Origin of the sequence: Wenxinia saemankumensis (assembly GCF_900141735.1) — a bacterium.
Classification (GTDB): Bacteria; Pseudomonadota; Alphaproteobacteria; order Rhodobacterales; family Rhodobacteraceae; genus Wenxinia; species Wenxinia saemankumensis.
The window spans coordinates 343,344-358,873 of sequence record NZ_FQYO01000001.1; the positions used below are offsets into that span (position 1 = coordinate 343,344).

Genomic DNA, 15,530 nt, shown 5'->3' on the forward strand with positions numbered 1-15,530 from the left:
CTGCCGGCCGCTGGCGGTGTTGCGCGGCGTCGGCGCCGCTGGACAGTCCCGACTTATTCGGTCAGGTAATATCCGACAGCAATAGTAGGAAACGACGGACGTGCAACCCCCCTTCGCCGCGACAGGAACCTTCCCCACGGGGAAGGCGAGTCAGTATCTCCAGCAGCTCTGCAAGCACTTCGCCCACAAGATCGAGGTCCGCTACGACCCGACCAGCGCCGAGGCGGCGCTGCCGACCGGCCCCTGCATCATGGCCGCGGGCGACGATCTGCTGACCATCGGCGTCACCGCCCCCGATGCCGAGGGGCTGGCCCGGGCCAAGGCGATCGTCGACGATCACCTTGCCCGCTTCGCCCATCGCGAGGACTTCACCACGATGGACTGGACCGACCACCCCGCGGGGTAGATCGCGGCGCGCGGCCCCTGCCCTCCGCCCCTGCCCTTCGTCAACTGCGCCTGCTAGACCCCTTGCCAGCGGACGAAGGGAGCGCGCGATGGGACGGACGAACTGGGCCGGGAATCTGACCTACGGGGCCGAGGCGCTCGCCGCCCCCCGCTCGGTCGAGGAGGTGCAGGACCTCGTGCGCGGGACGGCCCGGCTGAAGGCGCTGGGCTCGCGCCACAGCTTCAACGGCGTGGCCGATACCTCAGGCACGCAGGTCTCGCTCGCCGCGATGGACCGGGTGACCGGCTTCGACGCGGCGACCGGGCGCGTGACGGCCGGGGGCGGCATCCTGCACGCCACGCTGGCCGAGGCGCTGCAGCGCGAGGGGCGCGCCCTCTCGAACCTGGCCTCGCTGCCCCATATCTCGGTGGTCGGCGCGGCGGCGACGGCGACGCATGGCTCGGGCTCGCGGATCGGCGGCCTCGCCGCCCAGGTGGCGGGCCTGCAGATCGTGGACGGGACCGGCCGGCTGCGCGAGATCACCCGCGCGGGCGATTCGGACCTGCTCGACGCGATCGTCGTGGGGATCGGCGCGCTCGGCATCGTGACGCAGGTGACGCTCGACACCGAGCCGACCTACGACATCCGGCAGGACGTGTTCGAGGACCTGCCCTTCGCCCGGCTGGAAGCGGAGTTCGACGCGATCATGGGTGCGGGCCACAGCGTCAGCGTCTTCACCGAATGGGCGGGCGAGAGCGCAAGGCAGGTCTGGGTGAAATCCCGCACCAGGGGCGAGCTTGCCCCGCGCGGCCCGTTCCACGGCGCCCGCCCGGCCAGGTGCGACACGAACCCCGTCCCCGGCGCGCCCGCCGTCAACGCGACGCCGCAGATGGGCGTGCCCGGCCCCTGGCACGAGCGGCTGCCGCATTTCCGGATGGGATTCGCCCCCAGCAGCGGCGAGGAGATCCAGGCCGAGTACTTCGTCGCCCGCGAGGATTCGGCGGCGATGATCGCCGCGCTCCGCCCGCTCGGCCACGAGATGCGGGACGCGCTCGTCTCGTCCGAGATCCGCACCGTCGCCGCCGACGAACCGTGGCTCAGCCCCGCCGCGCGCGGCGACCGGACCTGCGCGCATTTCACCTTCCGCCGCGACGCCGCGGCGGTCGCGCGGCTGCTGCCCCGGATCGAGGACGCGCTCGCCCCGCTGGGCGCCGTGCCGCATTGGGGCAAGGTCACGGCGATGCCGCCCGAGCGGATCGCGGCGCTGTTTCCCCGGCTGCGCGATTTCCGCGAGATCGTCCGCGATTTCGATCCCGAGGGGAAGTTCGCCAACGCCTTCACCCGCCGCCTTCTGGAGGCGGCGGCCTGATCGGGCGGCCGGGCCGGAAGAGCCGACGCGGCGCCCCGCCCCTTGCCCCCTGCCCCTCGACTTTTTAGAACGCTTCCAAACACCACCGCATGAGGAGCGTCGTCATGGATGGCAACGATACGGGTACGGGGTCGGGCGGCTGCCCGGTGATGCACCACACCTTCCGGGGCCGGAAGAACAAGGACTGGTGGCCGAGCCAGCTCTCTCTGAAGATCCTGCACCAGAACGGTCTCAGCGGCGACCCGATGGACAAGGACTTCGACTATGTCCGCGCGTTCAAGGGGCTCGACCTCGCCGCGGTCAAGCAGGACATCTACGCCCTGATGAAGGATTCGAAGGAGTGGTGGCCCGCCGATTGGGGCCATTACGGGCCGTTCTTCATCCGCATGGCCTGGCACTCGGCCGGATCCTACCGCACCGGCGACGGCCGCGGGGGCGCGCGCTCGGGCGCGCAGCGCTTCGCGCCGCTGAACTCCTGGCCGGACAACGCCAATCTCGACAAGGCCCGCCGCCTGCTCTGGCCGGTCAAGAAGAAGTACGGCGCCGCCCTGTCCTGGGCCGACCTCATCATCCTGGCCGGGAACTGCGCGCTCGAGGACATGGGGCTCCGGACCTTCGGCTTCGCCGGTGGCCGCGCCGACATCTTCGAGCCGACCGAGGACATCTACTGGGGCTCGGAAGAGGAATGGCTCTCGACGTCGGACAAGCCGAACAGCCGCTATTCGGGTGACCGCGTCCTCGAGAACCCGCTCGCCGCGGTGCAGATGGGCCTGATCTACGTCAATCCCGAGGGACCGGACGGCAAGCCCGACCCGGTCGCCGCCGCGCACGACATCCGCGAGACCTTCGGCCGGATGGCGATGAACGACGAGGAGACGGTCGCGCTGATCGCGGGCGGCCACACCTTCGGCAAGACGCACGGCAAGGGCAACCCGGACGACATCGACGTCGAGCCGGAAGGCGCGGACATCACCGAGCAGGGCTTCGGCTGGAAGCACAAGCACGGGTTGCACGGCGCCGACACCTTCACCTCCGGGCTCGAGGTCGTCTGGACGACGACCCCGACCAAGTGGGGCATGGGCTACTTCAAGAACCTGTTCGAATACGAATGGGAGCTGACGAAGAGCCCCGCCGGCGCCTGGCAGTGGAAGCCCAAGGACGGCGCCGGCGAGGGCACGGTGCCCGAGGCGCACGGGACGGGGACGACCCATCCCTCGATGCTGACCACCGACCTGTCGATGATCGCGGACCCGGCCTACGAGAAGATCTCGCGCCGCTTCTACGAGAACCCCGACGAGTTCGCCGACGCCTTCGCCCGCGCCTGGTTCAAGCTGACCCATCGCGACATGGGCCCGCGCGCCTGCTACCACGGCCCCGAGGTCCCGTCCGAGGTGCTGATCTGGCAGGATCCGGTGCCCGAGGTGGATCACCCCCTGGTCGACGCCGCCGACATCGCGGCGCTGAAGGCGAAGGTGCTGGATGCGGGCGTCTCCCCGCGTGACCTCGCCTTCGTCGCCTGGGCCTCGGCCTCGACCTATCGCGGGTCGGACCGGCGGGGCGGCGCCAACGGCGCGCGCATCCGCCTCGCCCCGCAGAAGGACTGGGAGGCGAACGAGCCCGAGACCCTCGCCCGGGTGCTGGGCGCGCTGGAAGGCGTGAAGGCCGGTTTCGACACCGAAGGCGGCAAGAAGGTCTCGCTCGCCGATCTCATCGTCCTCGGCGGCGCCGCCGCGGTCGAGCGAATGGCGAAGGAGGCCGGCCACGAGATCGAGGTGCCCTTCACCCCGGGCCGGACCGACGCCACCGACGAGATGACCGACGCCGAGGCCTTCGAGCCGATGAAGGTCCGCGCCGACGGCTTCCGCAACTATGTCGACGCCGAGTTCACCGTGCCGGCCGAGCAGCTGCTGCTCGACCGGGCGAACCTGCTGACGCTGACGGGGCCCGAGATGACCGTCCTCGTGGGCGGGATGCGGGCGATGGGCCTGAACCACGGCGGCACGTCGCACGGCGTGCTGACCGACCGGCCCGGCCAGCTGACGAACGACGTCTTCGTCAACCTGCTGGACATGGAGACGGCCTGGGCGGCGTCGGACAGCCATCCGCACACCTATGTCGGCACGAACCGCGCCACCGGCGAGGAGAAGTGGACGGCGACGCGCGTCGATCTCGTCTTCGGCTCGAATTCCGAGCTGCGGCACATCGCCGAGATCTACGCGGCCGAGGATGCGGGCGACAAGTTCGTCCGCGACTTCGTCGCCGCCTGGACCAAGGTGATGGAGGCCGACCGCTTCGACCTGCGCGCGGCCTGATCCGGCCCGACCGGCGGCCCGCCCCCGCGGCGGGCCGCGCTGCCGCCCGTCCCCGCCGCCGGGGGCGGGCGGTTCGCGTTCCGGTGGGCCGGGCCGGCGCCGGGCTCAGGCCGGCGCGGTGTCGACTACCTGCTCGATCGTGCCGAAGAGGTCGCGGCCGGACCCGTCCTCCATCCGGATGGTCACCCGGTCGCCCCCCGCGAGGAACGGCGTGACCGGGGCGCCGGTTTGCAGCGTCTCGACCATCCGCTGCTCGGCGAGGCAGGAATAGCCGCGACCGCCCTCGGCCACCGGGCGGCCCGGGCCTCCGCCCGCGTCACGGTTCGACACCGTGCCCGACCCGATCACCGTCCCCGCCGACAGATCGCGCGTGCGGGCCGCATGGGCGATCAGGCGCGGGAAGTCGAAGGTCATGTCCTCGCCCGCCTCGGCCCGGCCGAAGGGGCGCCCGTTCAGGTCGACCCGCAGCGCGCCGTGCAGCCGCCCGCCATCCCAGCCCGGCAGGTCGTCCGGCGCCACGGCCAGCGGCGCGCAGGACGAGGCGGGCTTGGACTGGACGAAGCCGAACCCCTTCGACAGCTCCTCCGGGATCAGCGCGCGCAGCGAGACGTCGTTCAGCAGCGTGACGAAGGCGACGAGGGCGCGCGCCTCCCCGGGGGACGTCCCGCGCGGGACGGCCCGGGTCATGACCGCCACCTCCGCCTCGAAGTCGATGCCCCATTCGGGCGCCCCCCGGATCGGCGCGCGCGGGCCGTCGAAGACCGAATGTCCCTGGTACATGAGCGGGTCATGCCAGAACCGCGCCGGCATCTCGGCACCCCGCGCCCGGCGGACGAGGTCGACATGGTTCACGTAGGCGGACCCGTCGAGGAAGAGGAAGGCGCGCGGCAGCGGGGCCATCGCCGCGGCGGGATCGAAGGGGCGCGCCTCCCCGGCCGCCTCGAACCCCGCGCCGGAGCCGTCGTCGAGGGCCGCCTGCAGGGTGCGGGCGGCGGCCGGCCGGCAGGTCGCGCCATCCTCCGCCACGAGGACGAGCCGCCCGTCCGGCGACCCGTCGCGCAGGGTGGCGACCCTCACCACGGGTCCCGGCGCCCGTCGAACCGCTTCTCGATCCCCTCCCAGCAGGTGACGTAATCGTCCTGCAGCGGCGCCTCTTTCCCGGCGAATTCTGTCAGATGCTGCGGGAACCTTGTCTCGAACATGAAGGACATCGTGTCCTCCAGCTTGACCGGCTTCAGCTCGGCCCGCGACGCCTTCTCGAAGGCCTCGCGGTCGGGGCCATGGGGCAGCATCATGTTGTGCAGGCTCATCCCCCCGGGGACGAATCCCTGCGGCTTGGCGTCGTACTGTCCGTGGATGTTGCCCATCAGCTCGGACATGACGTTCTTGTGGTACCAGGGCGGGCGGAACGTGTCCTCGGCGACCATCCAGCGGTCGCGGAACAGGACGAAGTCGATATTGGCCGTGCCCGCCACGCCGGAGGGGGCGGTGAGGACCGTGAAGATCGACGGGTCGGGGTGGTCGAACAGCACGGCCCCGACCGGACAATATGTCGTCAGATCGTACTTCACCGGTGCGTAATTGCCGTGCCAGGCGACCACGTCGAGCGGGCTGTGCCCGATCTCGCATTCGTGGAAGCCGCCGCACCACTTGATCGTCAGGCGGGCCGGCCCCTCGCGGTCCTCGAAGGCGGCCACGGGCGTCTTGAAGTCCCGCCGGTTCGCCATGCAGTTCGCACCGATGGGCCCGCGTTGCGGCAGCTCGAAGGTCTGGCCGTAATTCTCGCAGACGAAGCCGCGCGCCGGCCCCTCCAGCAGGTCCACCCGGTAGACGAGGCCGCGGGGCAGGATCGCGATCTCCTGCGGGGCGAGGTCGATCACCCCGAGCTCGGTCAGGAACCGCAGCCGCCCTGCCTGAGGAACGACCAGCAATTCGCTGTCCGCGCTGTAGAAATACTGGTCCTCCATCGACCGGGTGACGAGGTAGACATGCGCGGCCATGCCGACCTGGATGTTGACGTCGCCGGCCGTCGTCATCGTCCGCATGCCCGTCAGCCAGGTCAGCGGCGCCTCCGTATGCGGCACCGGGTCCCAGCGATACTGGCCGAGGCTGGTCACGCCCCGCAGGATGTGCGGCGCGGTCTTCCAATAGGGCAGGTCGAGAGGAGCGAAGCGGCCGGTATGCTTCACGCTGGGGCGGATCCGGTAGCACCAGGTCCGCTCGTTCTGGTGCCCCGGCGCGGTGAAGGCGGTGCCGGAAAGCTGTTCGCCATAGAGGCCGTAGGCGCAGCGCTGGGGCGAGTTCATCCCCTGCGGCAGCGCGCCCGGCAGCGCCTCGGTCTCGAAATCGTTGCCGAAGCCCGGCATGTAGCCGTCATGGGGGCCGCCCGGGCCGGGCGCGCGGGTCAGGCCGGGCGGCAGATCGGTTGATGTCATGGCGATCCTCCCTGCCCGGAAACGGGCGGTTGCAGTATTCGTTGCAATTGCTACGATGTCAAACGGGCGAGGGTGGAGGGGCGCGATGGACGACGGACCGGACGATCTGCCCCCGTTCGACCTCGGCACGTTCCTTCCCTACCGGCTGGCGGTCGCGGCAAAGCGGTCGAGCGAGGATCTCGCGCGGCTCTACCGCGACCGGTTCGGGCTGACCGTGCCCGAATGGCGGGTGCTGGCCCATCTGGCGGGGGCCGGTCCCGACATCTCGGTCCGCGATGTCGAGGCCGGGATCCAGCTGGAGCGCTACGAGGTCAGCCGCACGGCCGCGCGGCTCGCCGCGAAGGGATTGCTGGAGAAGACCGCCTCGCCCGCCGACCGGCGCCTCGTCGTGCTGCGCCTGACGCCCGCGGGGCGCGCCCTGCTGGCCGAATTGCTGCCGCTGGCGCAGGCCTACCAGGCGCGGATCGAAGCGCGGCTGGGGGCCGCCGGCTATCAGGGCCTCGACGCCGCGCTGCGGGCCCTGGAGGCAGAGGAGGACTGACCGGGGTTCCGGCGGCGCGCCGCGCCCGGCCCTTCCAGCCGCAGAGGCGCCCTCCGGACCCCTCTCGCGGCCGCCGCCCACCGGGGGCCGCCCCCGCCCCCGCCCCCGAAGGTGGTCGCGCCGCCCGACGAGACGCCCTATGAGACGGGCACGGGCGCGACCGTCCCGCTGACGATGCCCCGGCGACGGCCCGTCAGCCGACCGGCCGCGACGCCGCCCCGACGACCAAGGACCGCAGGAAAGACCCGACGATGATCCGAAAACGCATGCTTCCCGCCCTCGCCGCCCTGCTGCTCGGCTCTGCCGCGCAGGCGCAGACCCTCTATTTCTCGGCGATCCCCGACGAGGACGAGACGGCGCTGATCGCCCGCTTCTCGGCCGTCGCCGACTACCTGGCCGAGGAGCTGGACGTCGACGTCGCCTTCGTGCCGGTCAAGAGCTATCCCGCCGCTGTCACCGCCTTCCGCAACGACCAGGTCCAGCTCGCCTGGTTCGGCGGGCTGTCGGGCGTGCAGGCGCGGCTCGCCACCCCGGGCGCAGAGGCGATCGCCCAGGGCACCGAGGACGGCGCCTTCGTCACCTATTTCATCGCCAATACCGAGACCGGGATCGAGCCGGGCGAGGAGTTCCCCGCCGATTCCCTCGCGGGGCTCACCTTCACCTTCGGGGCGCAGACCTCGACCTCCGGGCGGCTGATGCCCGAGTTCTGGATCCGAGAGGAGACGGGCCAGGCCCCCGACGCGCTGTTCGACCGGGTCGGCTATTCGGGCGATCACAGCCAGACGCTGCGGCTCGTCGCCTCCGGCGCGTGGGATGTCGGCGCGCTCAACTACGCGGTCTACGACAGTGCGGTGGCCGAAGGCGCGCCCGAGATCGACACGACCACGGTGATCTGGCAGACGCCGCCCTATCCCGATTACAACTGGACGATCCGGGGCGATCTCGACGACCGCTTCGGCGCGGGATTCTCGCAGCGGCTGACCGATGCGATCCTGGGGATGGACGATCCCGCGATCCTCGCCGCCTTTCCCCGCAGCGGCTTCGTGCCCGCCTCCAACGCGGATTACGCCCCGATCGAGGATACCGCGCGCGCGCTCGACCTGATCGAGTGAGCGCGGTGCCCCTCGTCGCGCTGCGGGACGAGGCGCTGGGCTACGGCGCCGGCGCGGTCCTGCGGCAGATCACGCTCTCCGTCGCGCCCGGCGAGCGGGTGGTCCTGCTCGGCCGCAGCGGCGCGGGCAAGTCGACCCTGCTCGGCGCCCTGCACGACCGGATCGTGGGGGGCGGCCACCGGGTCGCGCTGGTGCCGCAGGACCATGCGCTCGTCCCGCAACTCTCGGTCCGGCACAACGTGCTGATGGGGCGGCTGGACGACCGTTCGGCCGCCTACAACCTGACGTCGCTGCTGCGTGTCCGGTCGCGCGACCGGGCAGAGATCGACGCGATTCTCGACCGGGTCGGGCTGGGCGAGGAGGCGCCGCGCGCGGTCGAGGGCCTGTCCGGCGGGCAGAAGCAGCGCACCGCGCTGGCCCGTGCGCTCTATCGCGGGGGCGCGGCGCTGATCGCGGACGAGCCCGTCTCGGCGGTGGACGAGGGCCAGGCGGGCCGGTTGCTGGACGAGATGTCGGCGGCGTTCGGCACCGCGATCCTGGCGCTGCACGATGTCGGCCAGGCCCGCGCCTTCGCCACCCGGCTGATCGGGCTGCGGGGCGGGCGGATCGCCTTCGACGCGGCGCCCGGAGAGATCGGGGCGGGCGAACTGGAGCGGCTCTATGCTGCCTGAGACGCTGTCCCGCCGGTCGGTCGTCCTGCTCTTCGTCGCGGCGGCCGCGCTCGCCCTGCCCTTCGCCGACATCGCCCCGGCCGGGCACGATCCCTGGGCCGTGCTCGGCCGGATGGCGCGGGGGGCGCTCTCGCCCGATTTCGGCGCGGTGGACCGGATCGGCCGGGCGCTGTGGCTGACCGTCACCTTCGCCATCGCGGGGGTGGCGGCGGGCGCGGCCGCCGGTTTCGTCCTCGCCCCGTTCTACGGCGCGCGGCCGGTCCGCGCGCTCTGCATTGCGCTGCGCAGCGTGCACGAGCTGTTCTGGGCGCTGCTGCTGATGCAGGTCCTGGGGATCAGCGCCGCGACGGGGGTGCTGGCCATCGCCCTGCCCTATGCCGGGATCTTCGCCAAGGTCTTCTCCGAGCAGATGGACGAGGCCGATCCCGCCCCGCTCGCCGCGCTGCCGCCGGGGACGGATGCGCTGTCGCGGTTCCTCTATGCCCGCCTGCCGGTGATCCGGGGGCAGATGTGGACCTACACGATCTACCGGCTGGAATGCGGCATGCGGTCCTCGGCGGTTCTGGGCTTCGTCGGGCTGCCGACGCTGGGCTTCCAGCTCGACGGGTTCTTCAAGCTGGGGGATTACGGCGCGGCGAGCGCGATCCTGATCCTCTACGTGCTGCTGATCGCGAGCCTGCGGCACTGGATGCGGCCGCGGCTCGTCCTGCCCTGGATCGCGGCGGCCCTGGTCTCGGTGCTGATGGTGCGCAGCCCGCCGATGGGGTCGGGGGCGCTATGGCGGTTCCTGAGCCAGGACATCGTGCCCGCCCCGCTGCGCCGGGGCGAGGGCGCGGGCGCGGTCTGGGACTGGCTGCAGCCGCTGCTGACGGGACAGGCGCTGCCGGGACTGATCGCCACGTTGATCGTCGGGCAGATCGCGCTGGTCCTGACCGGGGCGCTGGCCTTCGCCGCCTCGGGGCCGCTGGTTCCGCGCGTCTCGGGCCGCATCGGGGCGGCGGCGACGCATCTGGTGCTCGTGATCCTGCGGAGCCTGCCGGAATACATGCTGGCCTACCTGTTCCTGCAGGTCTTCGGCCCCTCGATGCTGCCCGCGATCCTGGCGCTCGCGCTGCATAACGGGGCGATCATCGGCCACCTGACGGGGCGCGAGGGGGCCGCGCTGGTGCCGGGGCTGCGCCGGGACGCGCCGCGCGGGCTGTCGCTCTGGGGCTACGAGCTGGCGCCGCGCCTCTTCGGCCCGTTCCTCGCGCTCTGCCTCTACCGGTGGGAGATCATCCTGCGCGAGACGGCGGTGATGGGCCTGCTCGGGGTCGCGACGCTGGGCTTCTTCGTCGACATGGCGGTGGCCGAGCTGCGGATGGACCGGGTCCTGGTCCTGCTGGTGGCGACCGGGCTGATGACCAGCGCGGTTGACGCGCTGTCGCGCGCGCTGCGGCGCCGCGTCGGGCGGGCTCCGCTGCGCAGCGGGGCAGAGGGCCGCGGCGGCGCGGCGGTCGAGATGGCGGCGGACCGGACCGCCTGAGGGCGGGGCCCGCCGCATCGTCCGGCGGCCCCTTCCCTCGCCCGCCCGCCTCCCCCATGGTCGCGCGGCCCGGGAAACGGAGAGACGTCATGAGGTTCTGGATCGCGATCGGCCTGATCCTGCTGCTGTCCGCGGTCGGACTGACCTACGAGATCGCGGCAGGGCGCGTCCTCGCCCCCTATCACGGCACCTCGCTGCTGACCTGGACGACGGTGATCGCCGTCGTCCTGGCCGGATTCGCGACGGGCAGCGCCTGGGGCGGGATCATCGCCGACAGGCCGCGCCCCGCCGCGCTGTCCGCGATCCGCACCGGCCTGGTCGCGACCGCCGTGCTGATGGCGCTGTCGCCGGCCCTGCTGGGCGCCCTGGCGGGCTGGGGCGCGCGGGGGACCGGGGGGATGGTGCTGAGCGCCGTCCTCGCCTTCTTCCCGGCCTCGGTCGGGGTCACCCTGCCCTCGCCGCTGCTGACGAAGCTGGCGATCGAGGCGCGGCCGGGACGCGAGGGATCGGCCCTCGGCCTCGCCCTCGCGGCCGGCTCGGCCGGGGCGATCGGGGGCGCGGTACTCGCCGGGTTCGTCACGCTGCCGCTGATCGGGTCGGTCGCGACCTTCGCCGGTTGCGGGGCGCTCGTCCTGGCCTGTCTGCCCTTCCTCCGGGGCGGGCCGGGGACGCAGCCGCTCGCCATCGTCGCGGCGATCGGCTTCACCGGGCTGGCCGGGGTCGCGGGCAATCCGGTCTGCGAGTTCGAGTCGGGCCTGTCCTGCCTGCATGTCGAACGCCGCGGCGGCGAGATCCGGCTGTTCTCGGACCGCACGCTGCAGGCGGCGGAGCCGGTGGCGGAGGAGGGGGACCTGGCGATCGCCTATACCCGCTGGATCCGCGACCGGCTGGACCGCGATACCGGGCCCGAGGCGCGCGTGCTCTTCGTCGGGGGCGGCGGCTACACGCTGCCGACCGCGCTGCTGGCCGCCCGCCCCGAAGCCCGGGCCGTCGCGGTGGAGATCGATCCCCTGATCACCGAGGTGGTGCGCGCCGGCCTGCCCCGCGCCTCGGCCGTGATGGCCGGGGCGGAGGACCGGCTGCAGATCGTGCACGCGGACGGCCGGGTCTACCTGAACGAGGCGGAAGGCCGGTTCGACGCGGCGGTGATGGACGCCTTCTCCTCCGGCTCGGTGCCGGCGCATCTGGTCACGCGCGAGGCCTTTGCCCGGCTGCGCGCCATCACGGACGGGCCGGTCTACGTGAACCTGATCGACCGCCCGGACGGTCCGCTCGCCCGGGGCGTCGCGGCGATCCTGCGCGAGCTGTGGCCGCATGTGACGGCGGTGCAGGGCCCGGTCAGCGGGCGGGGCCGCGCGAACGTCCTGCTCGCCGCCGCACCCGCCCCCCTGGAACCGCTCGACGGCCTGCCGGAGGGATTCGCCCCCGTGGGGATCACGCCCGCCCGCGCCTTCACCGACGATCGCGGCTGGGTCGGGCACAGGTAGGGGCGCCCCGGGGCGGCGGTTCCGCTCCCTGCCCCCGGGGCTGCGCCTGATCGCCGTGTCGAGGCCCGCGCCGCGCGGATCGGTGCTGCGACCGGGCAAGGCAAGCGCGCGGGAGGATGTCGCCCTGCGCGGGCGGTCCGCCCCCGCCCCGACGGGGGACCGCAGCGACCCCGGCCGAGCCCCCGCGCGGGGGCCGGGGGGCCGCCCGAAGGCCTACCAGCGCTGCGCGGGCGCGAGGGGGCGGCGCGTGCGGTTGAGGACGCCGCGCTGGCGGAGCCGGGCATGGCCCGAGGCGGCCAGCGCCCGGCAATCGTCAAGCCCCCGGCCCAGCCAGGCGGCATTCTCGCGCGTCAGCAGCCGCGCCGCGAGAACCGGCTCGCCGGCCGCGATCAGCAGCTCTGCGCTGCGCAGCACCCTCGGCAGGTCGGCGGCGATCTCCGCCTCCATCGCGCGGAAATGGTCCCAGGCCTCGACCCGCAGCCCCTCGTCCTGGAAGGCCAGGTGCATCAGGCGCTTGAATTCGGCCACCGCACAGGTCGACACCTCGATCCCCTGGGGGACATGGCTGACCGTCTCGGGATCCTTCACCTCCTTCCGGCGGTCGAGGAAGCGGTGCGCCTCGCCCGTCGTCAGGTACCGGTGCTGGGCGTATTCGTCCGGCACGCCCGCCTGGCCGAGGAAGACCGGGACGAGCGGCGCCGTGACCGGGCCGACCGGTGCGTGCCACATCACCCGCAGCGCCGGGTCGGCGGGATGGACCAGCGGCACGACCTGGCCGTAGCCGGCGGTATCGCCCGTCAGCACCTCGGTCTGGATGGCCCAGCAGACATCGGCGAAGGTGATCGGCCCCGCCTCGGCGCGCCGGCGCATCTCGGCCTCGACCCAGGCCATCCCCTCCCACCGGCCCTTGCCGTCGCCGTAGATCGCGTTGACGTCGAAGGGCGCGCCGGAGGCGGGGTCGAACCAGCCGAGCTCGACGGCGGTCGAGATGAAATGCGCGGGGTAGAGGAATCGCTCGTCCGGCTGGGTCGGCACCACGCCGACATAGCCGGGACGCGAGGCGCGGATGTCGTCCGCGCCCAGCCGCTCTGCCACCCACAGCCCCTTGCCGCCGGAGAACTGGATCACCACCCAGGCCTCGTCCGGGTCGGCGATGATGTGGGAATTGCCGCCGTAGTCGGAATAGCCGTGCTCGGCGATCAGCGCGGCGATGAGGTCCACCCCCTCGCGCGCGGTGCGGGCGCGCTCCATCACGATCCGGGCGAGGTCGGAATAGTTGGGGCCGGTCTGGTCGGCCGGGGTCATCGCGATCAGCGCATCGCGCGAGGTGGACCAGATGTCGCGCACGGCGACGCCGTGCTCGTTCAGCCCGCCATTGGTGATCGGGGCCGGCACGCCGAGGTAGTAGCTGTAGCTGACCCGCATGTGCCGGGCCGTCCGCGCGGCCTGCGGGATCTCGGTCCGGCGGCCGGGCATGTCGCTCTCGGGGCCCACGCCGACGGTGACCGTCGCCCCCTCCTCGTGGTCGGCCGCCGGCACGATCTCGAGCCAGTGGCTCGACGGCTCGTCGCCGTAACCGGCGAGCCAGGCATGGCCGGTCTCGGTCAGGTTGCGGCCGATATAGATGCCGTAGCTCATCGAATCCTCGTCGTGTCGTTGGCGCCGCGCAGCGGGAACAGGCAGGCATGGGTATGGCCGGGGGCGATCCGGGCGTGCGGCGGCTTGGCCTCGCGGCAGGCCTCGCGCGCATGGGGGCAGCGCGCGGCGAAGTCGCAGCCCCGCGGGCGACGCAGCAGGCTCGGCACCTCGCCCCCGATCGCGGATCCGGGCGGGCGCCGCCGGTCCGGATCGGGATGGGGGACGCCGCCGACCAGCGCGGCGGTGTAGGGATGGGCCGGCGCGGCGAAGATCTCGGCCGCCGGGCCCGCCTCGACGATGCGGCCGAGATACATGATCGCGATGCGGTCCGCGACGTGCCGCACCACCGGCAGGTTGTGGGTGATGAAGAGGTAGCTCAGCCCGTGCTCGGCCTGCAGGTCCGACATCAGGTTCAGGATCTCGCCCTGGACCGACACGTCGAGCCCCGCCGTCGGCTCGTCCGCGACGATGAGCCGGGGGTTCAGCGCCAGCGCCCGCGCCACGCCGACGCGCCGCGCCTGCCCGCCCGACAGCTCGTGCGGGTAGCGGGAGAGAAAGCCGCGCGGCAGGCGCACCATGTCGGCCAGCCGCTCCGCCTCGGCGTCGAGGTCGCGCCCGGCGACGCCGTGGATCAGCAGCGGCTCGGTGATGAGGGCGCGGACCGACTTGCGCGGGCTGAGCGAGCCGACAGGGTCCTGGAACATCATCGCCATGTCGCGGCGCAGCGGCTTGAACCGGCGTTCGGGGGCATTGGCGATCTCGGCCCCGTCGAAGCGGACGGACCCGCCATCGACGGGCTGCAGGTTCAGGATCGCGCGGCCGAGCGTGGTCTTGCCCGACCCGCTCTCGCCGACGAGGGCCAGCGTCTCGCCCGCGCGGATCGTCAGGCCGGCATCGAGGACCGCATCCACATGGGGGTCGGCGACGCCGCGCAGCCGGGCCCGGATCGGGCCCATCGTGCGGAACCGGACGTTGACGTCGCGCAGCTCGAGCAGCGTCCCGCCATCCGGCCGGGCGGGCGGCGCGGCCGCCTCCTGCCGCGGCACGGTGGCGGTGCCGGCCGGCGGGGGCCAGTCCGGATCGGCGAGCGGGCCGTCCAGCAGGTGGCATTTCGCCGCCCCGGTGCCGCGCGGCACGACGGGCGGCGGGATCGTGGCGCAGCCCGGCATGGCGCGCTGGCAGCGCGGGGCGAAGATGCAGCCCTGCAAGGGGCGCGTCAGGTCCGGCAGGTCGCCCCGGATCACCGGCAGCCGGCGGCTGACCTCGGCGATCCGGGCGGGGTCGCATTCGAGCAGGGCCCGCGTGTAGGGGTGACGCGCATGGTGGAAGATGTCGCGCACCTCCCCCGTCTCGACCACCTCGCCGGCATACATCACCACGACGTCGTCGCAGAGTTCGGCGATCAGGCCCAGATCGTGCGAAACGACGACGATGGTCGTCTCGAACTCGGTCTGCAGGTCGCGCATCAGGGCGACGATCTGCGCCTCGGTCGTGACGTCGAGCGCGGTCGTGGGCTCGTCCGCGAGCAGCAGGTTCGGGCCGGTGAGCATCGACATGGCGATGGCGGCGCGCTGGCGCATCCCGCCCGAGAACTGGTGCGGGTAGGCGTCGATCCGGCTGTCCGGATCGGGGATGCCGACGCGGCGCAGCAGGTCGACCGCCGCGTCCCGCTTGGCCGCGCGGGACAGGGGCCGGCGATAGAGGATGTCCTCCATCTGGCGGGCATAGGGCAGGACGGGTATCTGCGAGGTCATCGGATCCTGGAAGACGACGCTGATCTTCTCGCCCCGCACCGCACGCAGATCGGCGCCGCCGAGCGTCAGCAGATCGCGCCCCTCGAAGTCGATCCGCCCCGCCGTCACCTCGGCGTTGCGGGCGAGCAGGCCCAGGATCGACCACAGGACCGTGCTCTTGCCCGAGCCGCTCTCGCCCACGATGCCGAGGATGCGGCCCCGCCGCACCGGGAAGGAGACGTCGCGCAGCGCCCGGACCCGGCCCCGCCCGGTGCGGAAGTCGAGCGAGAGGCCATCGACGGTCAGCAGGTTCTCCGCCATC

At 72.7% G+C, this 15,530-nt stretch carries 12 protein-coding genes; 8 read left to right on the forward strand and 4 right to left on the reverse strand.

Going from position 1 to position 15,530, the window contains the following annotated elements:
- Positions 1 to 100: 100 nt before the first annotated feature.
- The 3 genes from BUE30_RS01585 (at position 101) to katG (ending at position 4,066) form a co-directional block, all read left to right on the forward strand.
- Entirely contained in the window at positions 101 to 406 is a 306-nt protein-coding gene (locus tag BUE30_RS01585) for a DUF2218 domain-containing protein (RefSeq protein WP_073325989.1), read from the forward strand.
- Positions 407 to 494: 88 nt separating this feature from the next.
- Positions 495 to 1,754, forward strand: a complete 1,260-nt coding sequence (locus BUE30_RS01590; protein ID WP_073325991.1) for an FAD-binding protein — start codon at positions 495 to 497, stop codon at positions 1,752 to 1,754.
- Between the two features lie 104 nt (positions 1,755 to 1,858).
- Positions 1,859 to 4,066 (forward strand): catalase/peroxidase HPI, encoded by a 2,208-nt coding sequence (katG, locus tag BUE30_RS01595; protein WP_073325993.1) that lies wholly within the window; start codon positions 1,859 to 1,861, stop codon positions 4,064 to 4,066.
- A gap of 105 nt (positions 4,067 to 4,171) precedes the next feature.
- Here the strand turns inward: katG and BUE30_RS01600 are convergent, their stop codons facing one another.
- Complete coding sequence (locus BUE30_RS01600) at positions 4,172 to 5,143, reverse strand: fumarylacetoacetate hydrolase family protein (protein ID WP_073326509.1); 972 nt, start codon at positions 5,141 to 5,143, stop codon at positions 4,172 to 4,174.
- The gene (hmgA, locus tag BUE30_RS01605) at positions 5,140 to 6,501 is read right to left on the reverse strand and encodes a homogentisate 1,2-dioxygenase (protein WP_073325995.1); all 1,362 of its coding nucleotides are present in this window, start codon (positions 6,499 to 6,501) and stop codon (positions 5,140 to 5,142) included. The genes BUE30_RS01600 and hmgA overlap by 4 nt, the downstream gene beginning before the upstream one ends.
- An 85-nt stretch (positions 6,502 to 6,586) precedes the next feature.
- Between hmgA and BUE30_RS01610 the strand changes: the two genes are divergently transcribed.
- The 5 genes from BUE30_RS01610 to BUE30_RS01630 all read left to right on the forward strand — a co-directional run bounded on the left by BUE30_RS01610 (position 6,587) and on the right by BUE30_RS01630 (position 11,837).
- On the forward strand, positions 6,587 to 7,042 hold the full coding sequence (locus BUE30_RS01610; protein ID WP_073325997.1) for a MarR family winged helix-turn-helix transcriptional regulator: 456 nt from the start codon (positions 6,587 to 6,589) through the stop codon (positions 7,040 to 7,042).
- Positions 7,043 to 7,293: 251 nt separating this feature from the next.
- Positions 7,294 to 8,154, forward strand: coding sequence for a putative selenate ABC transporter substrate-binding protein (locus BUE30_RS01615; RefSeq protein ID WP_073325999.1), 861 nt, complete (start codon positions 7,294 to 7,296; stop codon positions 8,152 to 8,154).
- Positions 8,151 to 8,825 carry an ATP-binding cassette domain-containing protein gene (locus tag BUE30_RS01620; RefSeq protein ID WP_342068320.1) on the forward strand — a complete coding sequence of 225 codons (675 nt, stop codon included), beginning with the start codon at positions 8,151 to 8,153 and terminating at the stop codon, positions 8,823 to 8,825. Before BUE30_RS01615 ends, BUE30_RS01620 begins: the two co-directional genes overlap by 4 nt.
- Positions 8,815 to 10,350 (forward strand): PhnE/PtxC family ABC transporter permease, encoded by a 1,536-nt coding sequence (locus tag BUE30_RS01625; RefSeq protein WP_073326000.1) that lies wholly within the window; start codon positions 8,815 to 8,817, stop codon positions 10,348 to 10,350. Before BUE30_RS01620 ends, BUE30_RS01625 begins: the two co-directional genes overlap by 11 nt.
- Positions 10,351 to 10,439: 89 nt before the next feature.
- The gene (locus BUE30_RS01630) at positions 10,440 to 11,837 is read left to right on the forward strand and encodes a fused MFS/spermidine synthase (RefSeq protein WP_073326002.1); all 1,398 of its coding nucleotides are present in this window, start codon (positions 10,440 to 10,442) and stop codon (positions 11,835 to 11,837) included.
- 213 nt (positions 11,838 to 12,050) lie between these two features.
- Here BUE30_RS01630 and BUE30_RS01635 read toward each other — a convergent pair whose 3' ends face one another.
- A complete protein-coding gene (locus tag BUE30_RS01635; protein WP_073326004.1) occupies positions 12,051 to 13,475 on the reverse strand; it encodes a C69 family dipeptidase in 1,425 nt (474 codons plus the stop codon).
- Positions 13,472 to 15,529 (reverse strand): ABC transporter ATP-binding protein, encoded by a 2,058-nt coding sequence (locus BUE30_RS01640; protein WP_073326006.1) that lies wholly within the window; start codon positions 15,527 to 15,529, stop codon positions 13,472 to 13,474. Before BUE30_RS01640 ends, BUE30_RS01635 begins: the two co-directional genes overlap by 4 nt.
- Position 15,530 lies beyond the last annotated feature (1 nt).